The organism is Halomonas sp. NPDC076908, assembly GCF_050269715.1.
In the GTDB taxonomy this organism is placed as follows: domain Bacteria; phylum Pseudomonadota; class Gammaproteobacteria; order Pseudomonadales; family Halomonadaceae; genus Vreelandella.
The window spans coordinates 31,722-51,961 of the sequence record NZ_JBNNIW010000005.1; the positions used below are offsets into that span (position 1 = coordinate 31,722).

20 protein-coding genes are annotated in these 20,240 nt (G+C 53.8%); 5 read left to right on the forward strand and 15 right to left on the reverse strand.

Translation table 11 applies throughout. From position 1 onward, the window contains the following. Positions 1 to 8: 8 nt before the first annotated feature. From pdxA to ACQKE4_RS04220, 3 genes are read right to left on the reverse strand one after another with little or no spacing between them, the layout of a single operon-like run. The gene (pdxA, locus tag ACQKE4_RS04210) at positions 9 to 1,100 is read right to left on the reverse strand and encodes a 4-hydroxythreonine-4-phosphate dehydrogenase PdxA (protein ID WP_427387043.1); all 1,092 of its coding nucleotides are present in this window, start codon (positions 1,098 to 1,100) and stop codon (positions 9 to 11) included. After that, positions 1,100 to 2,122 (reverse strand): peptidylprolyl isomerase, encoded by a 1,023-nt coding sequence (locus ACQKE4_RS04215; RefSeq protein ID WP_427387044.1) that lies wholly within the window; start codon positions 2,120 to 2,122, stop codon positions 1,100 to 1,102. The genes pdxA and ACQKE4_RS04215 overlap by 1 nt, the downstream gene beginning before the upstream one ends. A 37-nt stretch (positions 2,123 to 2,159) precedes the next feature. Then, on the reverse strand, positions 2,160 to 4,610 hold the full coding sequence (locus tag ACQKE4_RS04220; RefSeq protein WP_427387045.1) for an LPS-assembly protein LptD: 2,451 nt from the start codon (positions 4,608 to 4,610) through the stop codon (positions 2,160 to 2,162). Positions 4,611 to 4,680: 70 nt separating this feature from the next. On the opposite strand from ACQKE4_RS04220, the gene ACQKE4_RS04225 reads away from it, so the two are divergent. The 4 genes from ACQKE4_RS04225 (at position 4,681) to speD (ending at position 7,928) form a co-directional block, all read left to right on the forward strand. Then, the gene (locus tag ACQKE4_RS04225; protein WP_427387046.1) at positions 4,681 to 5,703 is read left to right on the forward strand and encodes an aminoglycoside phosphotransferase family protein; all 1,023 of its coding nucleotides are present in this window, start codon (positions 4,681 to 4,683) and stop codon (positions 5,701 to 5,703) included. A 17-nt stretch (positions 5,704 to 5,720) separates the two neighbouring features. Further along, complete coding sequence (murU, locus tag ACQKE4_RS04230) at positions 5,721 to 6,377, forward strand: N-acetylmuramate alpha-1-phosphate uridylyltransferase MurU (RefSeq protein WP_427387047.1); 657 nt, start codon at positions 5,721 to 5,723, stop codon at positions 6,375 to 6,377. A gap of 101 nt (positions 6,378 to 6,478) precedes the next feature. Further along, positions 6,479 to 6,898 (forward strand): OsmC family protein, encoded by a 420-nt coding sequence (locus ACQKE4_RS04235; protein ID WP_427387048.1) that lies wholly within the window; start codon positions 6,479 to 6,481, stop codon positions 6,896 to 6,898. A 235-nt stretch (positions 6,899 to 7,133) separates the two neighbouring features. Further along, on the forward strand, positions 7,134 to 7,928 hold the full coding sequence (gene speD, locus ACQKE4_RS04240; RefSeq protein ID WP_427387049.1) for an adenosylmethionine decarboxylase: 795 nt from the start codon (positions 7,134 to 7,136) through the stop codon (positions 7,926 to 7,928). Positions 7,929 to 8,018: 90 nt separating this feature from the next. Here the strand turns inward: speD and lpxL are convergent, their stop codons facing one another. The 12 genes from lpxL to ACQKE4_RS04300 form a co-directional block, all read right to left on the reverse strand. Then, positions 8,019 to 8,933, reverse strand: a complete 915-nt coding sequence (lpxL, locus tag ACQKE4_RS04245; protein WP_427387050.1) for an LpxL/LpxP family Kdo(2)-lipid IV(A) lauroyl/palmitoleoyl acyltransferase — start codon at positions 8,931 to 8,933, stop codon at positions 8,019 to 8,021. 12 nt (positions 8,934 to 8,945) lie between these two features. Beyond that, the gene (gene alr, locus ACQKE4_RS04250) at positions 8,946 to 10,046 is read right to left on the reverse strand and encodes an alanine racemase (RefSeq protein WP_427387051.1); all 1,101 of its coding nucleotides are present in this window, start codon (positions 10,044 to 10,046) and stop codon (positions 8,946 to 8,948) included. A 55-nt stretch (positions 10,047 to 10,101) separates the two neighbouring features. Next, on the reverse strand, positions 10,102 to 11,076 hold the full coding sequence (gene rpoS / locus ACQKE4_RS04255; protein WP_427387052.1) for an RNA polymerase sigma factor RpoS: 975 nt from the start codon (positions 11,074 to 11,076) through the stop codon (positions 10,102 to 10,104). 184 nt (positions 11,077 to 11,260) lie between these two features. After that, the gene (locus tag ACQKE4_RS04260; RefSeq protein WP_427387154.1) at positions 11,261 to 12,340 is read right to left on the reverse strand and encodes a peptidoglycan DD-metalloendopeptidase family protein; all 1,080 of its coding nucleotides are present in this window, start codon (positions 12,338 to 12,340) and stop codon (positions 11,261 to 11,263) included. 18 nt (positions 12,341 to 12,358) lie between these two features. Next, positions 12,359 to 13,318, reverse strand: a complete 960-nt coding sequence (locus ACQKE4_RS04265) for a DUF368 domain-containing protein (RefSeq protein WP_427387053.1) — start codon at positions 13,316 to 13,318, stop codon at positions 12,359 to 12,361. Next, positions 13,315 to 13,992, reverse strand: coding sequence for a protein-L-isoaspartate(D-aspartate) O-methyltransferase (locus ACQKE4_RS04270; protein WP_427387054.1), 678 nt, complete (start codon positions 13,990 to 13,992; stop codon positions 13,315 to 13,317). Before ACQKE4_RS04270 ends, ACQKE4_RS04265 begins: the two co-directional genes overlap by 4 nt. Continuing rightward, on the reverse strand, positions 13,979 to 14,725 hold the full coding sequence (surE, locus tag ACQKE4_RS04275) for a 5'/3'-nucleotidase SurE (RefSeq protein ID WP_427387055.1): 747 nt from the start codon (positions 14,723 to 14,725) through the stop codon (positions 13,979 to 13,981). Before surE ends, ACQKE4_RS04270 begins: the two co-directional genes overlap by 14 nt. 52 nt (positions 14,726 to 14,777) lie before the next feature. Beyond that, the gene (gene truD, locus ACQKE4_RS04280) at positions 14,778 to 15,809 is read right to left on the reverse strand and encodes a tRNA pseudouridine(13) synthase TruD (RefSeq protein WP_427387056.1); all 1,032 of its coding nucleotides are present in this window, start codon (positions 15,807 to 15,809) and stop codon (positions 14,778 to 14,780) included. Then, a complete protein-coding gene (gene ispF / locus ACQKE4_RS04285; protein WP_427387057.1) occupies positions 15,806 to 16,288 on the reverse strand; it encodes a 2-C-methyl-D-erythritol 2,4-cyclodiphosphate synthase in 483 nt (160 codons plus the stop codon). The genes truD and ispF overlap by 4 nt, the downstream gene beginning before the upstream one ends. Before the next feature lie 13 nt (positions 16,289 to 16,301). Beyond that, on the reverse strand, positions 16,302 to 17,012 hold the full coding sequence (ispD, locus tag ACQKE4_RS04290; RefSeq protein WP_427387058.1) for a 2-C-methyl-D-erythritol 4-phosphate cytidylyltransferase: 711 nt from the start codon (positions 17,010 to 17,012) through the stop codon (positions 16,302 to 16,304). Then, the gene (ftsB, locus tag ACQKE4_RS04295; protein WP_290835361.1) at positions 17,009 to 17,344 is read right to left on the reverse strand and encodes a cell division protein FtsB; all 336 of its coding nucleotides are present in this window, start codon (positions 17,342 to 17,344) and stop codon (positions 17,009 to 17,011) included. Before ftsB ends, ispD begins: the two co-directional genes overlap by 4 nt. A 136-nt stretch (positions 17,345 to 17,480) precedes the next feature. Continuing rightward, complete coding sequence (locus ACQKE4_RS04300; RefSeq protein WP_427387059.1) at positions 17,481 to 18,629, reverse strand: GNAT family N-acetyltransferase; 1,149 nt, start codon at positions 18,627 to 18,629, stop codon at positions 17,481 to 17,483. Between the two features lie 247 nt (positions 18,630 to 18,876). Here ACQKE4_RS04300 and ACQKE4_RS04305 point away from each other — a divergent pair, with 247 nt between their 5' ends. Next, on the forward strand, positions 18,877 to 20,232 hold the full coding sequence (locus ACQKE4_RS04305) for an aldehyde dehydrogenase family protein (RefSeq protein WP_427387060.1): 1,356 nt from the start codon (positions 18,877 to 18,879) through the stop codon (positions 20,230 to 20,232). The last annotated feature ends 8 nt before the right edge of the window (positions 20,233 to 20,240 follow it).

A 20,240-nucleotide genomic window follows, 5' to 3' on the forward strand; every position in this document is an offset into this window, starting at 1 on the left:
GTGCAGATTCAATCGGGAGTGTTTTGCAGCAAACGCTGCGAGGCCAAACGGCGCGCAAGCGTCATGGCTACTTTTAAACTGCCAGGATCAGCTAAGCCTTTACCAGCAAGATCCAGGGCGGTGCCATGGTCGACCGAGGTGCGCACCAGCGGAAGGCCCAGCGTAATATTGGCAGCCTGACCAAAGCCTGCGTATTTTAACACCGCCAAGCCTTGATCATGGTACATCGCCAGTACGGCATCGACACCTACTAAGTGTCGAGGGGTAAACAGCGTATCCGCAGGCAGCGGACCCACAATATCCATGCCTTCGCCGCGCAATGTATCAAGTGCCGGAATGATAATATCCAACTCTTCTCGCCCAAGATGCCCATCTTCGCCGGCGTGGGGGTTTAAACCACATACGGCGATGCGTGGTTTGGTAATCCCAAACTGGCGCTGTAAATCGGCCGCCAGTAAGCGACTGATGCGAGTAACTCGGTCATAAGTAATAGCCTCTGCCACATTGCGCAGCGGCAGATGGGTCGTCACCAGGGCGACGCGCAAATCGCCGCTGCCTTGCCAACTGGGAACAGTCGCATGCAGGGCCACATCGGTGGCGAGCAACATCACGACTTCCTCGACACCACAGGCATCGCGCAGCCATTCGGTATGGCCAGTAAAACCTGGATGACCGCCTTCAATGATCACACCTTTGTGCAGTGGTGCAGTCACCATGGCAGCAGCGTGACCGTCTTGGCATGCCTCAACCGCCAGCGCCAAGGTGGCTAACACATAGTCAGCATTGGCGGGGTTAAGGCAGCCGGGCGTAGCAGGCACGTTAAGCGCAACAGGCCAAACAGGCAAAAGAGTAGCGCCATGGGGTAGTTCACCGCCGGGTGAGCACTCCACGACGGTAACGTTTAACTGAAGTTCTGCTGCTCGCTCACGCAGCATAGAAGGGTCACCAATCGCCACCGTATTGGCCGGCCACTGACTCTGCGCTGCTAGTATCAGCGTGAGCTCTGGACCTATACCCGCTGGCTCACCGGTAGTAACCACTACCGGCAAAGGGCTGTCTATCAACAAAGCACTACCTTCTGCCAAAGCACTAGCGACCATTAGAGACGAATATCGACAAAGGCTTGCGAGCGGATCTCTTGCTGCCAGCTCTCTAGCTCTTCATTGGCACGACGCTGAAAAATGGCTTGGCGAACCTGTTCGCGCTGGCTCTCCTGGGTAACGTCCTGACGCCGACGATCCAGCACTTCAATAACGTGATAGCCGAACTGAGAGCGTACCGGCTGAGATACCTGGTTAACCTCTAGCGCGCGCATCGCCTCTTCAAAGGGGGCAACGGTCTGGCCTGGGCGCACCCAGTCAAGCTCTCCACCGTTAAGCGCAGTACCGCTATCATCACTAAACTCTCGCGCCACCGATGCAAAATCTGAGCCTTGAGATAACCGCTGGCGGACCTCTTCTGCCCGCGCTCGCGCCTGATCCTCGTCGCGGTTGGGCGTCAACGCAATGAGTACGTGACGGGCACGTGTCTCTTCAATAAAGTTCTGTTCGCCTGACTGGCCCTGCTGGCTTAAAAAGCGCTCAACGTCTCGCTCACTGACCGACACTCGATTACTGATTTGACGCTGCTGCACCTGACGCATCAGCATTTCACGACGAATATCGTCGCGTACGCTGGCCAGCGTCATACCGTCTGCTTCCACCGCATCAGCAAATTCATCCAAGGTCATGCCGTTAGATTCAGCGATAGTGCGCACTTGGCGATTTAGTTCGGTGTCATCAATACTGAGATTAGCATCGCGTGCCATCTGCAGTTGAATCTCTTCCATCACCATGCGCTCAAGCATCTGGGGGGCTATTTGGGAACGCGGAGGCAGTGTACCGCCCTGGGCCTGGGCCTGCTGCTCAATTTGGGCAATGCGGTCGTCTAACTCGCTGCGCATAATCACACCGTTATTAACCACGGCTACTACGCTATCTAGTGCCTGACGCTGGGTGGTTTGGAAGTTTTGCGCATGTAACGTGAGCGGTGAAAGGGCAATGCCCGCACCAACGCATAGGGCTAGCAGGCTACCTGCAGAGAGCTGTTGCATACGGGCTAGCAGGGGCTTTCTCATTTTCATAACACGTCTCTTTTCAGTCGCCATTCTATGGATGTCGTTATAGGGTAGTTGGGCGATAGCCAGGAATGGTCTGTTCAAAATAGCTGTCCGCTTCTTGACCAACGCCGCCTAAGCCGCGGAATACAAAACGCAAAAACAACCCTCGATCATTAAAGTCATCATCGATACGAGCGGTATCGGCATCATCAATCCACTCCCGCCATACGAGCTGCAGGCCGTAACAGCAATTATTCCACTGCACACCCGCTAGTTGCTCCAGCGAACGATCATTAGACTGATCGTGCAGGTAGCGGCCAATCAAATCAATGCTGGTACTGGCTTTCCATGCAAACGACAAGTCCCACTCCTCGCGATTGTAATCGCGAAAGCCATCGTCGCCAGGTATGACGCTTGGATCAAACCCTTCGATCTCCCAACGGTAGCCAAGGTTCACTACATGGCCTTCAGGATGACGATAACGCACATCAACGCTTGAACGCTCGGTCTGTTGGCGTTGATCATCGTAGAGCCACTCGTAGCCACTGCTCCAACGTTCATTAATCTGCCAATCAAGGCGAGAAACTATCGGCGAACGGTCACGAGTAGCTTGGTAAAAGCTTTCGGGGTTAACGTTCGGATTATCTTCTGGGCGGTCTGGGAGTGTGTCGGGATCACCATCGCTATCGATTCGACGATCATCAAAATAAGCGCTTTGCCCTACTCCGAAAGTCAGCCGATCACGACCCGAGGCATCTTCCATCAAGCGTGACTGTACACCATAGGAGAGCCGGTTTAGGTCGCCCACACGGTCAGCGCCGGAAAAGCGATGCGCTGACCATAGCTGATCCCAGGAGAAGGCACGCTCGCGGCTATCAAACTCAGGCAGTTCGCTTTGATCCGTGCGGGGCACATAGGCGTAGTTAAGGCGCGGTTCCAGCGTTTGCCGATAACCACGGCCAGCCAGCTCCAACTCACGCTCAAATATTAATCCACTATCAATTGAGCTAATCGCGGTGCTGCGTGTGGGTGAATCATCACGATCGGTGACTCGTTCGCCATAATCCAGCTGATAGGCCGTATTCCAAAGCTCGGTACGTGGCTCCACATAGCCCCAAGGCTGCTCGTAGCGCCAGCCAAAGGCGGGGGTTAGATGTATCCGACTACCGGTGGCAGCTTCACGCTCTGGCACTAGTCTTTCATCAACATCGCGCCAGAAGTAGGTAGCATTCGAGCGCCACTCGCTATACAGGCCGTTGCCCAGGTTCCAGTTAGAGTTCGCCGTTAGGCTTGGCAGCCGGTAAAAAGGCTTATCGGGATCGCTCAACGGATCTTCAAGGCGCTGATACCCTTGGGCACGGGCATCTAATTGCCAGCGCTCGCCACGGTAATCAAGCTGCGCCAAACGCTCCATACTGGTGCGGTCATTGTTGCCAAACTCGCCACCAAAATCATCGAAGTAGCGACCATCGCTGGCTGCGCCATAACGCAATTGATAGTTGCTACGCTCACTTACCCGCCCGGCATGCTGAGCATCAATATACCAACGATCATCGCCCTCAAAACGATTCGCATCGCCGCCGGAGCCACCATCATCACTGCTCAAATAGCCGCCTTCAATGATGCCTTCGCTTTCAGAAAATAAGTAGCGATACTCACCATTCATTAGCAAACCGCGGTCAGTCATCCAACGCGGTGTAATCGTGGCATCATGGTTAGGGGCAATATTCCAATAAAATGGCTGAGCATAATCGAGCCCATCTGCGGAGAAACCTATAGAAGGCGACAGCAGCCCAGTGTGACGGCGATCGTCAATAGGAAAGCGCAGCCATGGCCAGTAAAACACGGGGATATCTTTCACATGCAGGCGCGCATGTCGCGCGGTACCAAAACCTGATGCTTGATCCAGCTGAATATCGCTACTCACTAGCTGCCAGCTGTTGGCGCCAGGATCGCAGGTGGTAAAACTGGCATCTTGTAAACGGTACTGAGATTCGCCGGTTTGTTCCAACTGACCCGCTTGGCCACGCAGATGTTGCTCATAGAGCACAAATTGGCTATTCCCCAGTGTGGCGCGATCTTCATTGAGCCTGAGCATGGCCTGATCGCCGCGAATCAGAGACAACCCATCGCGCAGCGCGATATTGCCTTCAGCATCGACCTGCTGACGGTCAGCGGGTAGAAATATCCGTTCTGCTTCCAGCTCTTCATTGCCTCGCCGCAAGACGACATCGCCACGTAAGAGCGCCTCACCATCCGCCGCATAGTCGACATCGCTGGCTTCCAGCGAGAGCGCTTCAGGGTTATCTGCGGGGGGCAAACGGTAACTGGGCATGACATACCGCCCGCGGCATAATTGACCAGCCGCTTCAGCTTGTTCCCAGGCCTGCCAATCTAACGCTTCCGCGGACATGACCTGGCCTTGAGCCACTGCCGTAAACGAGGCACTTGCGAGCAAACTGCCCACTAATGTATGCGCAACCGGCAATGTGCGCGAAAATCGCTTGCCCATGTTCGTTATCCTTGGCATCCAGAATCGGTATTATACAGCCAGCATGATGCCCGACCAGCCAGGAGCTTGCATGTCTTCATATCGGATTAACGCCCTAACTTCGTGGGCGGCACAACAAAACGGCCTTTCCGAGGCTGATATTTCGCTTTCATCCGCCGTTGGCGATGCAAGTTTTCGCCGCTATTTTCGCCTAACACTGCCTAATGGCACCACTCAGGTGGTCATGGACGCCCCCCCCGAACAGGAAGACTCACAGCCATTCGTGACCATCGCCAAACGCTGGCATAGTGCCGGGCTGCCGGTCCCCAAGGTGCATGCCGCCAACTTAGCGGACGGTTTTCTTTTATTAGAAGATTTAGGGTGCACGCCACTACAAACGCTGTTTAGCGATGATGTTACCACCCAGGCCTATCATACACAGGCACTAACACTCATCGCTGACCTGCAGAACCGCGCAGGCCCCACCGAATTACCCAACTATGATGCAGCGTTGCTCAGCCGCGAGCTGGACCTGTTCCCTGAATGGTGTCTTAACGCTTGGTTAAAGCTGCCGACGCCAGAAAGCTGGCAACCCCTCCGTGAACAGCTTATTCAGCAAGCCTTGGCACAGCCGGTAGTCACCGTCCATCGCGATTTCGACGCCATGAACCTGATGGTGCACGACCAGCGTCTGTTTATGATCGACTTTCAAGACGCCGTGGCCGGCCCGCTCAGCTATGACGCTATCTCACTATTGCGAGGTCGTTACTGCCGCTTTACCAGCGAACAGTTTAGTGACTTGGTTAACACGTTTTATCAGCAGGCCCGTCTCGATGGCAGGCTTCCCAAGAGCGTGGACGCCGCTGCATTTTTAGCTCAATGTCACGCCATGGCTGCTCAACGCTCGCTAAAAGTGCTGGGGATTTTCTGCCGCTTAACACTGCGTGATCAAAAAAGCGGCTACCTTGAGCGCCTGCCACACTTTTTGAATCACTTGGAAGACAGCCTGTTAGCGCTAACCTTCTCCAATGAACCAGCGCTGGCTGAGTTTACCCAGTGGGTGCATACAACGCTGCGGCCTGCGATAACGCAACGCTTAGCGGACACTCTTTAATCAAAGGAAATTGCGCCATGAAAGCGATGATACTGGCCGCGGGGCTTGGCAAGCGAATGCGTCCGCTCACCAACCACTGCCCAAAGCCGCTATTACCCGTCGCTGGTAAGCCACTTATCGTGCACCACTTGGAGCGCCTTCGCGATGCAGGCATTCATGAAGTCGTCATCAATGTCAGCTACCGTGCTGATCAGATTGTCGACGCCCTAGGCGATGGCAGCGCTTATGGCGTTCGCATTCACTGGAGCCATGAAACCACGCCACTGGAAACAGGCGGCGGCATTCAAAAAGCCCTGCCACTGCTTGGCAAAGCACCGTTCCTACTGATCAATGGTGACGTGTGGTGCGACGCCCTGCCCATTTTTCAGGCGCTAAAGGAACCCGATTTGGCTCATTTGATGCTGGTGGATAACCCAAGCCATCACCCAAATGGAGACTTTGGCTTTAATGAAGGCCGTGTCAATCAAACTGACACCCCACGCTTAACCTTTGCAGGCATTAGCGTGATTCACCCTAAGCTATTGGTGGGGCAACCCGAAGGCGCTTTTGCCCTAGCGCCTCTGCTCCGAGCCGCCATGGATGAGAACCGGGTAAGCGGTGAGTATTTCACGGGTTACTGGGTAGATGTGGGCACACCGGAACGACTGGCCGCGTTGGAAAGCCAGCTACATTAAATGACATCTTATAAGTAAGGGAGTCAGGGAAGAGAGGCGCGCAGGCCAAGAGATGTTATGCTGCGCGACCTACCTTGCGTCATCTAGATGAGGAGAGCAACGTGAAAGCACGGGTAAAATGGACTGACGGTCGTCAATTTGTGGCGGAATCTGGCAGTGGTCATAGCGTTGTCATAGATGGCCCACCCAACCTGGGTGGCCGTAATACCGGCCCACGCCCCATGGAAATGCTGCTAATGGGCATGGGCAGTTGCACCGCTTTTGATGTGCTTAACATCCTTGATAAAGCACGTGCGGATGTCACCGATTGCGTGGCAGAGCTAGATGCCGAACGCGCTGATGAAGTGCCCTCGGTATTTACCAAGATTCACGTACATTTTGTCGTCACAGGTCACGCTCTTAAAGAGAAGCAAGTTCAGCGCGCCGTTGAACTCTCTGCCGAAAAATACTGCAGTGCATCAATCATGCTAGTGAAAGGCGGCGTTGATATCACTCACTCTTTCGAGATTATCGAGGCTTGAGCCGCGCTTGGCGCATCCAGCGCTCACTGACCGTATCCAGCGTTTTTGATGATTGTTGGCGCGCATTAAACTGGACCACCGTAAAAAAGATGGCTTGGCCGGATGCAACCCGTCGCCAGGGCGGGCATAATACGCCCGCTTGTTTCACCTTCCTATTTAAGTACGGTGACAATGTCTTATCGGTTCCGACGCTGGCTCGTCGGGGTGTCTTCATCTGCCACAAGGAGGTTCGGACGTGACAGACAATCTCCGACTCCACGGGTTTAACAACCTGACTAGCTCGCTGAGCTTCAACATTTACGACATCTGTTATGCCAAAACTGAAGAGCAGCGTGCGGCTTATATCGACTATATCGATGAGCTATACAATGCCGAACGTTTGACTCAGATACTCAAAGACGTCACCAATATTATTGGCGCTCATGTGCTCAATATCGCTCGCCAGGATTACGAACCCCACGGCGCCAGTGTGACCATTTTGATTGCTGAGCATGAACTGGATGACGCGGCTCCTGAGCAGATTCAACCAGGCCCTGGCCCGCTGCCTGAAACAGTAGTCGGCCATTTGGACAAAAGCCATGTCACTGTGCACAGCTATCCTGAGTCGCACCCTGACAATGGCATCAGTACCTTTCGTCTGGATATCGATGTCTCTACCTGTGGGCATATCAGCCCATTGAAAGCGCTAAACTATCTGATCCACAGCTTTGATTCTGACATTGTCACTATGGACTACCGTGTACGCGGCTTTACCCGCGATGTAGACGGTAAAAAACTGTTTATTGATCATGACATTACATCGATTCAGGACTATTTGGCAGAAGATACCAAGCAGGCCTACCAAATGATTGATGTCAATGTGTATCAAGAGAACATGTTTCATACCAAAATGCTGCTCAAAGACTTTGAGTTAGATAATTATCTGTTCGGCACGTCGCGCCGCGATATTACTTTTGAAGAAGCGCGGGATATCGAAAGTCGTTTACGCAAAGAGATGTTGGAAATCTTCTACTCGCGTAATTTGGATTGATATTAGCCAGTGAGTGTCAAAAAGCCGGCTACATGCCGGTTTTTTTATTTTAAATCAATGACTTAAAAACGGAGCAAGATAGCCAATATCTTAGTAAACACTCGGTTCGCCTTCGGGCCGGGTCTTAAACCGGCGATGCAACCAAAGGTACTGTTCTGGGTGCTTGCGTATAGCAAGCTCAATAAATTGATTCACCTTTGCCGCGTCTGCTTGTTCGTCACCGCTGGGGAAGCCATCGAACGATGGTAAGCACTCAATGGTATAGGTGCGATTATCTGGGTTGCGATGGAACATCAGCGGCACGACGGGCGCACCGGTCATACGCGCTATTTTGGCAGTTAGACGAATGGTGGACGCTTGCTGACCAAACAATGGTGCAAACACGCTCACATCACGGCCAAAGTCTTGATCTGGCGAATACCAGACAATGTGGCCCGCTTTGAGTCGCCTTACCACGCCGCGCAGGTCATGACGATCAATCGCCTGACCGAAAATACGTGAGCGCGCACGGGTCATAAAACGCTCAAACAACGGATTATTATGGGCGCGATAGACCACATCCGCAGGATAGAATAACGAGTGCAGCGCACCACCTAAATCCAGCGTCGAGAAGTGAATACCCACTACCAATACACCTTTGCCCTGAGCTTTCGCGCGGACGAGGTGTTCCTGACCTTGATAGGCCACTCGATGGCGCAAGCCTTCAGCATTCCGACACCAGCCCGTTGCGGTTTCGATTAGGCCAATACCGTTGGCGATAAAAGTATCTTTCACCAACTGCCGCTGCTGATCAGCACTTTTGTTCGGAAAACACAGTGCAATATTGGTACGGGTAATATGGCGGCGACGCTTGGCAAAACGCCATGCCAGAAGCCCAAGACCTTTACCCATCATGATCTTCAATCGCCAGGGCAACCAGGCAGCTACATACATCGACCCTATCGCTAACCAAGTAGGCCAATAGCGAGGGTGGGCAAACGAGCGCGGATAACGAGATTTCGACATAGCAACAACCGATTAAGCAGAACCGCCATGATAACGCCGCGGCGCCCTTGGCAGTACCCCTGTTAATAGCGTATAGCTAATCGTATCGCAGTGCTGCGCCACTTCATCTACGCTGAGAACGGCACCATTCCTGGAGCTTCCCCAAAGCACTACCTCGCTGCCAAGCGTGGCATCAGGTATATCTGTCACATCGATAGTGAGCATATCCATCGACACTTTGCCGGCAATAGCACAGCGCTGACCATTGACCAGCACGGGCGTGCCATCCCTGGCATGGCGATCGTAGCCGTCGCCATAGCCGCAGGCAACCACTGCGATGCGCGAAGGCCGCGGGGCACGCCAGCGCCCGCTATAGCCCACGGGCTCGCCTTCGTCCAGCTGGCGTAACGCAATAATTTCAGAGCACAGCGTCATTACCGGCTTTAGCTGCTGGCTGATCTCATTGGCCATTTCCAATGGGTCACTGCCATACAGCATTACGCCCGGCCGATTCCAGTCACCGTGCGCCACCGGATACGCCAAGGTGGCCGGTGAATTAGCCAAACTCAGTGGCGCTTTCAAATCCCGTGCTAGCGCCTGAAGTTGGGCCATTTGCTGGCTGAAATAGTGATTATCCTGGGCATCAGCCGTGGCGAAGTGACTCATTAGATGGAGCGCCGTTACATTAGGCGCGGCTAGGAGCTGCCGCCAGATGTCAGCGGCTTCGTTGGGCGAAAAGCCTAAGCGATGCATGCCCGAGTCGACTTTTAACCATACCGGGATTGGCTGCCGCGGCGTAGCTGCTAGCAGCGCATCGACCTGCCACTGGCTGTGAACCGCGATCCAAAAGCCTTGGGCATCCACCAGCGTTAACTCATCCACGCTAAAGATGCCTTCGAGCAGCACAATCGGCTTGGAAATACCGGCTTTGCGAAGCGTCATCGCTTCTTCGATACACGCCACGGCAAACGCTGGCACCTGACTCTCCAGTGCTTTGGCACAGGCAACAGCGCCGTGACCATAGGCATCGGCTTTGATCACCGCCACAGAGTGACTTTGCGGCGCGCAGCGGCACGCCAATTGATAGTTATGACGCAAGGCGTCCAGGTCAATATGAGCCTCTAGCGGGCGCATGCATGGTCTCGCTTCTGTTTTGCTTACGTACCGCTTAGGTTTGCTTCGCTTTCACTTAAGTTTCAAAGAGAGCTTCCAGAGAGAGGCCCTGCTTTTCCAGTGAGCGGCGTAGTTTCTTGAGCGCTTCCACTTGAATTTGGCGAACACGCTCGCGGGTTAAGCCAATTTCTGCGCCCACCTCTTCCAAAGTGGCGGACTCATGCCCACGCAGACCAAAGCGGCGAACGACGACTTCACGCTGTTTTTCGCTCAGTTCATCCAGCCAAAGGTCAACGTGCTCTTTAACGTCACCATCCACCAAACACGCTTCTGGGCCTTGCACTTCATCGTCAGCCAATGTGTCAATCAGCGGCTTATCGCTCTCGCCCCCCATCGGGTAGTCAACTGATGATACCCGCTCATTCAGGCCGAGCATCTTCTTTACCACCTCGACCGGTTTATCAAGATGTTCAGCAATTTCCTCAGCAGTGGCTTCATGGTCAAACTTTTGCGTTAACTCACGCGCTGCACGCAGATAAATATTGAGCTCTTTCACCACGTGAATCGGCAGACGAATAGTACGCGTTTGGTTCATTAGCGCACGCTCAATGGTCTGACGAATCCACCATGTGGCATAGGTTGAAAAGCGGAAGCCCCGTTCAGGGTCAAATTTCTCAACCGCACGAATCAAGCCAAGGTTGCCCTCTTCAATCAAATCCAGCAGCGTTAAACCGCGGTTTAAGTAGCGGCGAGCAATCTTCACCACTAGCCGGAGGTTGGATTCAATCATCCGCGAGCGACCCATCGGGTCCCCTTTGCGTGCTAAGCGGCCGTAATAGACTTCTTCTTCCGGCGTTAAAAGTGGCGAAAAACCGATTTCGTTGAGGTAGATTTGCGTAGCATCCAAGCTTTGGTTCGATTGACGATCCTCACGCCCTAGTGCTTTTTCAAAGGCATCCTCTTCTACCGTGACGTCATCATCGGTGTCTTCAAGTGCCTCTTCGACAGCATCCAGGTCAACCTCCTGTAGATCCTTCTCCAACATACTCATGGTCTTACCCCTCGTTATGTCGCCTACCCGCCATTTGTAAAGTCAAAGGCATGCATTCTAAAACGCATACCATATTATTATGTGACAATTGTTATATGACGCTCGAATCCAACCATTCGGGCAACTTCCAAGTAAAACGGCGCCACTTTAAGCAGCACTTACCCCCTTGCACCTGTAAATCAGGTTAGCGGGAAGGTAAAAAGTCTAAGGGGTTTTGAGGCTGCCCATCACGACGCACTTCAAAGTGCAGCCTGACATTCTCAGCATCACTATCACCCATCGTGGCAATTACCTCCCCGGCTTCAACAACATCGTTTTCCTTAACGCGCAAGCTATCGTTGTGCGCATAAGCACTTAGGTATTGGTCGTTATGTTTGAGAAGAATGAGGTTGCCATAGCCTCTTACACCACTGCCCGCATAGACCACAATGCCAGGCCCCGCTGCTCTAACAGGTTGCCCCTTTTGGCCGGTGATATCAATCCCGGCAGTAATGCTCTGACCCTGCCCAAACTCCCCTTCTACGGACCCGTCAGTAGGCCATTGCCAATTTACCGTATCAACAGGCGTGTAGGTGCGTGATGAGCGGTCTACGCTAGCTGTTGTTGGAGCGGCTTCAGGTTCAGGCTGTGGCTGTGGCTGTGGCTGTGGCTGTGGCTCCGGCTCAGATTCTGGCTGAGGGGCGGGCTGCTGAGCAGGCTCAGGTGTTGGCTCTGGCTCGGAAACAGCCGCTACCACTTCGGGTTCAGGTTCTGACACAGCCGCTGGCGAACTGCTACTAATAGACGCTTCGGCCACCTGCTCTGCAGCATCTACAGCCTCGCGTTCAGCAGTGAGGCGCTGGTTACGCTGAATGGCGGATTCATCCGGCAATAGCCAATCCAGCTCTTGCTCTTCACTCGCCACTGAGGCGGTCTGTGGCCGAAGCCCCGTCGCTACGACACCGCGGCTACCTGAGGCAGACGCAGTAGCAGGCGGCTGGCTGCTGGCGGTCGAGGGAGCACCTTCGCGCAGTGCAATCGCTTGCCCTGGGCGAATTTGATAAGGCGCGTCAATATTATTCATTGCCGCTAATTGGCGATAATCCAGATTGTGTTCCCAAGCAATGCCATAAAGGGTATCGCCTGCTTTCACCGTATATTGGGGCGAACTCTCTACCGCCTGCCGCGCATCGCTCAAATCACGCACTTGGGGAGAACCGCCTTGTTGGTTAGCACAGCCAGCAATTGCCAATGCCAGCGCCGACATCATAAAAATTTTACGCATATGCAGTTGCATATAAAGCTACTCCTTTTCAGCGCTAGGTTGAGACTCAGTTGGCCGACGAACGGCATGCCGGTTGAGAAGCACGACAATCAGTGCTCCCAAGGCCATGAGCACGATCACTCCAGCCACTTGTGCTGAGGCGCCGGTTAATGCGGCGTAGTCAGCGGGCAACAAATAGCGGTGATCGAGAGGAATCATTTGCCCTTCGGGTCCAATTTGATAGCGTAGTAATTCTCGCCATGGCCACAGTACCGGTAGCGAACCGACGATAAAGCCTAATAGTAGTTGCATGGTAGCGGTGTGATGACGTCGCAATAGCCATGATAAAAATCGTGAAAAAAGCGCGAGACCCACGACACAGCCCATGCCGAAAAGCACAATAATCCCAATATCAAAACTGCGAATGGCACCCATAATGGTGCCGTAGAGTCCCATTGTGAGCAATAGAAAGCTACCTGATACGCCCGGCAATAGCATGGCGCTTATTGCTATACAGCCTGCAACCATGACGACCACCGCTTCATTGCCGATTAACAGCACCAGCGGCATCATGCCTGGTAACGCCTGAGCCAACAACAAGCCAACAATTAACGGCAGTAGATACCATAATTTCCATCTGCTACTAGCCTGACCAACCACTAACCCTGATGCCGCCACCAGGCCAAAAAAGAAGCCGTCCAACAACAGCGGGTGCGCCTCCATTAACCAAAGCGCCAAATGCGCTACGCTAAACAAGCTGATGGCAACACCCGCTAACAGCGGCACCAGAAAAGCAAGGTTCAAGTGCACACTAAGGGCTCGCCAGCCCCCCTGGCGCCAGACCCCAATCGCACTTGGGCCAAACTGTTTAATGGTGTTAATCAGCTCTTCATAAATACCACTAATAAAGGCAATTGTACCTCCCGATACGCCAGGTACCGCATCGGCAGCGCCCATCCCTGCGCCACGTAAAAATATTCCCAAGGGTCGCCGCTTCAATCCACTACTCCTTGCAGTAAAGGTACAAAACGTACAGGCTCAAGCCGACGTTTCTCAAAGGCACTTCCAATGCGTTTTACCTGAGTAAGCCATTGGCTACCATCAGGCTCTTCCAGAGGGGCAATAAGCACCCCGTCGTGACTTAACTGCTCTAACAAAGATGTGGGCAGTGTCTGGGCGCAGGCGGTTAGCAAAATAACATCAAAAGGGGCGGCTTCAGGCCAACCATAGCCGCCGTCAGCTATTGCTAGCGTGGCCGGCGCTGACAGCCGACGCAAACGCTCCACTGCACGTTCATGCAAGGCACCAATGCGTTCAATGGAGTAAAGTTCCTCTACCAGCCGCGACAGAATTAACGTTTGATAGCCTGAGCCTGTGCCCAGTTCCAACACCCTTCGAGGTGAGGCACGTAAGACAAGCTCTGTCATGCGCGCCACAATGAATGGCTGTGATATCGTTTGACCAAAACCAATCGGCAAAGCGGTATCTTCGTAGGCACGATGGGCCAACGCCTCATCAATAAATAGATGACGAGGCTCGCTGGCCATTACTTCCAGTACTCGCACATCGTTAACGCCTTGCTGTTGTAAGCGCTCAACCATACGGTCACGGGTGCGCTGAGAGGTCATTCCTCGACCGCGCAGCTCACCTGGGGATAGATCAGGCGAATACATCCAGCCAATCCTGTACATCGTTAAGCGCGGGGTGGCGCGTAAGATCTGTTTGTAGCGGCGTAATAGACACATAGCCTGCTTCAATGGCAGCAAAGTCGGTGTCTTCACCGTCATCAGCATTCGCCGCGACGGGCGCAATCCAGTAGCGCGTGCGCCCACGCGGATCCTGAACCGCTAACGGCTTCTCGGCCGGGCCACGATAGCCCAGACGTGTCACCTTAACGCCCTTGATCTCCTCCCAAGGCACGTCGGGCACATTAACATTCAACAGCGTACGCGGCGGTAGTGAAAGCTGATCAGCGGCACCAATCAAGGTGGCAGCGACCCTTGCCGCGGTGTCGAAATGGCGCTCGCCACACAACGACATAGCGATAGCGGTCATGCCTAAATTGCGCCCTTCCATGGCCGCTGCCACCGTTCCAGAATAGAGCACGTCATCACCAAGATTACTGCCGTGATTAATGCCTGAAATGACCAGGTCCGGTTTTTCGTCCCACACTCCATGCACGCCCAAATAGACACAATCAGCGGGAGTGCCATCAACGCTGTAAAAGCCGTTATCAAGTGATGTTAAAGAAAGTGGTCGCGACAAGGTAAGCGAATTACTGGCGCCGCTACGGTCCCGATCAGGAGCAACAACACGGATATTGGCATGAGCTAATAACGCATCATAAAGCGCCCGCAGTCCAGGTGCATGCACTCCATCATCATTTGAAAGCAGCAGTCGCCGCATAGCAGGTCTCCTTGATCATTCCTGCGCTGGTGGCTGAGTCAGCTCACAACTGTCAGTTCACTAACATCAGCTCGCCAAGTACGGCCGTGGCAAAGCTTCCGCGTGGTAGTGCAAATGAGAGTTGAACAGTATCAGTCTCCCACGCAAGCTGAGGCTCAAGCAGCCGCATTCGCAGTGCTCGGCGTGATTGTTTTACCCCACTACGCTCTAAACCACCACATAACACAGGGTGCTGTTTTAACAGTTGAGCTTCATAAACGGCCGCATCACCTTGACTAGGCTCACCAACTCCCCACATCACACCGGTAGGGTGAACATCCAGTTCGGCAGCACGCGCAGCCAACGTTGCATCAGCGGCATCGACATTAAATACACTTTGCGTGCCGTCCAGCATCAAGGTATCGCCCGACAGAGGCTGACACCAGGTGCCATCCGCCAAACGAGCACTCAATAGTTCATTAAACAAAAAACTGCGTGCCGTAGAGAGCATCATACCCTGGCGGTCGTCACGTTTACGCCAACCTCGGTTAAGTAACGCCTCTGCACGCTGAAGGTTTCGCCCCTCATGACCAAAACGTTGGGGACCAAAATAATTAGGCACACCGTGCTGGCAGAGCATCTCCCAGCGATGGATAAAGTTTTCGCTGTTAATCGCAGCACCGCTAATGCGTAAAACAAACCGATTAGTACGATGTACGCCACGCTTGAGTTTACGCGGGTGACGCACCTGTTCAACGACTATAACGCCTAGTTCATTCAGCGACTGCTCAAGCCCTGTCGGTGCATCTCTCCCAGGTAAATGTACGCTTAACCACTGGCGTGTCACGGCGATGCGATCTTTCATACCGGAATAGCCAATGTCACGAGGTGTCACGTCACAAACCCGGCTTAATATCTTTACCACATCCAAGGTAGTTTGGTTACGCTTTTCAACGCGTAACCATAAGTGCTCCCCATGTTTTTCGGGGGTAAAATCGAGCTGCTCGTCTACCCAGAAATCTTCCGGCTGGGCACGATATTGGCCTGGCTTAGGCGGGCCAAATTGAGCATCTAGGCTGCGTTGCCAATCAGTCAGATTAATCATTCAGCGCCTGCGCGATTAAGCAGCACAACGGCTTCAGCAGCAATGCCCTCTCCGCGCCCGGTAAAGCCCAGCCGCTCGGTGGTGGTCGCTTTAACGTTCACTTGTCCAAGCTCAACGTTTACGTCGGCAGCAATAATGGCCCGCATTTTTTCAATATGAGGTGCCATTTTTGGCGCTTGTGCCATGAGCGTGGCATCGAGATTAACTACTTCATAACCTTGTGCACGGACAAGACTCACCACGTGGCGCAGCAGCTCACGGCTATCAGCCCCTGCCCATGCCTGATCTGTATCGGGAAAGTGATGGCCAATATCACCCAGCGCACAGGCCCCCAAGAGCGCATCGCTAATGGCATGCAGCAGCACATCGCCATCGGAATGGGCGATAAAGCCATGTTCAAACGGCAGCTTTACCCCACCGATCATAAGGTGGTCGCCGGGGCCGAAGCGGTGTACATCGAATCCATGGCCAATACGCATTATAAGCTCCTAATTAACAAGACCGTTCAGGCGTATGAGCGGCTTGCGCCGCCATAATCGCGGCAGCCAACGCTAAGTCATCTGGGTGGGTAACTTTCACATTATCACGCCGGCCGCTTACCAATTGCGGGCATTCGCCCAATGCCTCAACCGCCGACGCTTCATCCGTCACCAGCGTGTCTTGCTGGCGAGCGATTTCCAAGGCGCGGCGTAATAGTGAGTAGCGAAAGCCCTGGGGCGTTAGCGCGTGCCATAGGCCATCACGTGGCTCCGTTCGCACACTTAGGCACTGTGCATCACCGCGTTTCATGGTATCCGCCACCGGCATCGCCAAAAGAGCGCCCGCCGGGTGAGTCGATGCGGCTTGATAAAGTGCCTGCAGGTCGCCCGGTGTAATACATGGGCGGGCAACATCATGCACCATTACTATGTCGTCCGTCTGAGCCACCATCGCATGCAGGGCATTTAATACGCTGTCCATACGCTCACGGCCACCCGGCACCCGCTGCCAATCAGTGAAAGGTACCCAGCTAGGAGAAAACCAGCGATCATCGTCATCTAAACAAAGCACTAAGCGAGCGCTAGGAAAGGCACTGTGCAAGCGCGCCAGCGTATGCGCCAGTATGGGCTGGTTATCAAATAGGGTTAAATACTGTTTAGGCTTGTCTGCACCCATGCGGCGACCCTGGCCAGCCGCAGGCACAATCAGCCACGGTTGACTCACTGCCGAGGCTCCTGGGTTATCAAGCCCGCATTAATACCCATCAGTTCCGTTTCGATTGCTACGCCTGGCACCCAGAAGAACTGCTCGTCGGTACGCACCATCCCCATATCACTACGTGCGCGCTCCTCAATGGCATCTAAACCGGTTTTTAAATCCATTACTTCTGCCGCTAGCCGAGCATTACGCTCCCGCATGGGCACATTGGCTGCCTCTTGAACGGCCACGCGCTGCTCTACATTTTGCAAATCTCTCCAGCCGCCGTTGCCTAACCACAACTCATACTGAAGCAGGGCCAACACTGCGAGCAACGTTATCACTAGCCATTTGCGCATTGCTGCTCTCCTGGTCACTATCGGCTGAAATTAATTTGCATCGTCACGCTTATGGGCGCGCATTATGCCATCTAGGAGCAACACCAGCGAGCTAGGTTTATTAACTCTGTTTATTAACTCTGTTTATTAACCCGGTTTATTTAAATGGCAGCGCGTCAAACGCCGCTTCACGATAGGCGCTGACATGGTCGCTCTCTTCCTGGCAAAACTGGGCGACACCGGCAGCAAGCCCTGGGTGGCGAATATAGTGCAACGAGCGCACTCGCTGGGGAGCAAAACCGCGCACTAATTTGTGTTCCCCCTGCGTGCCTGGGTCAAACAGGATCAAACCATTTTCCAGGCAGTAATCAATCCCCTGGTAGTAACACGCCTCAAAGTGCAAGCAGTCAGCGACTATCTCACTCCCCCAGTAGCGCCCATAGAGCGTATCGGTGCCCCGAAAATAGAGCGCGGCCGCCACCGGGCGCTTATCCAGAAACGCTTGTACCAGCACCAGCGCTTCCGGTATGTTCAGGCGAAGCCGCTCAAAAAAATCATGGTTCAAGTACGGCGGGCGGCCACGTTCGTGGTACGTAATCGTATAACAACGATAAAAGTGTGCCATATCCGCTGCAGTGATGGCCTCACCCTCCAGACGCGATACTGTTAAACCTTGGTCGTCGACCAGGCGCCGTTCGCGCTTGATCATTTTGCGCCGCTTCGAGGTAAGGCTTGCTAAAAAGCCATCGAAATCGCCGAAACCACGGTCGCGCCACTGAAACTGCACGCCCTCGCGAGTGATCAGCTCGGGGCACTGCGCTTGCCAGGCGGTTATATCCTCTTCATTTGCAAACAGAAGATGCCAGCTAGAAAGCGCCTGGCTAACACACTGTTCACGCCACGCCTCGGCCAACAACGTTCGCACTGCATCTGCATCGGCGTGCTTTGCGATTAGCGTGCGCACCCCGGGAACCGGCGTGAACGGCACGGCACTGAGTGCTTTAGGATAGTAGCGGCCGCCAGCACGCTCTAAGGCTTCTGCCCAGCCCCAATCAAATACATACTCCCCGTAGGAGTGTTGCTTACGGTACATCGTCATTGCTGCGACCAATTGCTCCCCTTGCCATACACTTAAATGACATGGCTCCCAGCCAGTGGCTGCGCTGACCGAACCACTGGCCTCTAGGGCGTGTAAAAAGGCATGACGCAAAAAAGGCTGATCGTTATCTACCAGCGCATCCCACTGGTTTGCCGTTACGGCACCAATGGCAGGTAGAATGGATAACGACAAGGGGCTTAACGGCATAGCACCTCCAACATAGCACCTCCAAGGGAGTGCAGAGCTAATAGTGGGCATAAGCGTGACAGCAAGCGCAGGATTAACGCGATGTAAAATTGTCTGCGTCACTTTACACTAACTAGTCACACTAACTAGTCACACCAACAACTCATACAAACCATTTACTTGAATGTTTTGCATAAATAGTTTGTATAAACAGCTTGTATAAATTGCCATATTGCTAAACGCCGGTAGCGGCACACAAGGAGAGGTCATGACGCGCGACATAATGGGAGACTTCCAAACGCAGCGCCAAGCTGCCAGCCAGATGCCCTACCCATCGCTGAAGGTTCGCCGCGACCGTTTGGCCCGTTTAGCGCGCATGACCCAACATCATCAGCTCGAGATTATACGCGCCATTCAGACGGACTTTGGTCAGCGCAGTGACGTTGAAATACGCATGGCTGAAATCAGTGCGGTAATTCACGCTATCCGCCATGCAAAACGTCATTTATGGCACTGGATGCGCCCCGTGTCCGCCACTATGCCATTGCGGCTCATGCCTGCCCGTGCCCGAGTCACACCTCAGCCACTGGGCGTAGTAGGCGTGATGTCGCCCTGGAATTACCCATGGAGCTTGGCGCTAATGCCCACGGTGGATGCCTTTGCCGCGGGTAATGTCGTTATGCTAAAGCCTAGCGAGCACTCCCCAGCTACCAGCGCACTGCTAAAACGACTGGTGCCACAATACTTTACCCCGGAAGAGCTCCACGTGGTGGAAGGCGGTGTAGAGGTAGCGCAGCACTTTAGCCACTTGCCGTTTGATCACTTAGTGTTTACCGGCTCTACGGCGGTAGGCCGTCAGGTCGCGCAGGCGGCTGCAGCCAATTTAACGCCTACTACGTTGGAGCTTGGCGGCAAGTCCCCCGCTATCGTCGCGGGCGATGCGAACCTGGACGAAGCTGCTGCAGCGATTATTTTCGGTAAAGCCATGAACGGCGGACAAACCTGCATCGCCCCGGATTATGTGCTGGTCGAAAGCCGCCGTATTAGCGACTTGGTTAAAGCGTTAAGCCATGCCATTCAACAGCAGCGCCCCGACGACCAAGCGGCAACCCAGCCGATTAATGCCATACACCAACAGCGACTGGAGGCCATGCTGGCTGAAGCTGCTGACCATGGCTGCAGGGTCATCGACCAAGGCAGCCATGCCCCTGCGTTAATTATCGACCCCCATCAAGACCTGCAGGTAATGCGTGAAGAAATTTTTGGCCGCTGCCTGCCAGTGATTGGCGTAAGCGATATGCAGGCTGCCATAGACTATGTCAATGCACGCCCGCACCCGTTAGCACTTTATGCGTTTACTTATGAAAAAGGCTTACAGCAACAGCTACTTCATGAAACGCACTCAGGTGCACTGGTATTTAATGCCACGTTACTCCACCACGCAGTACCTTCGCTACCCTTTGGCGGCGTCGGTGAAAGTGGTATGGGCGCCTATCACGGCCGCCATGGTTTTGAGCGATTCAGTCATATGCGCAGTGTGTTTACTCAACCTAAACGAAACCTAAGCCGTATGCTTTATCCGCCTTACCGACGCTGGCTAATGAAACTTTTAGGCGTCGGTTAAAGCTTATG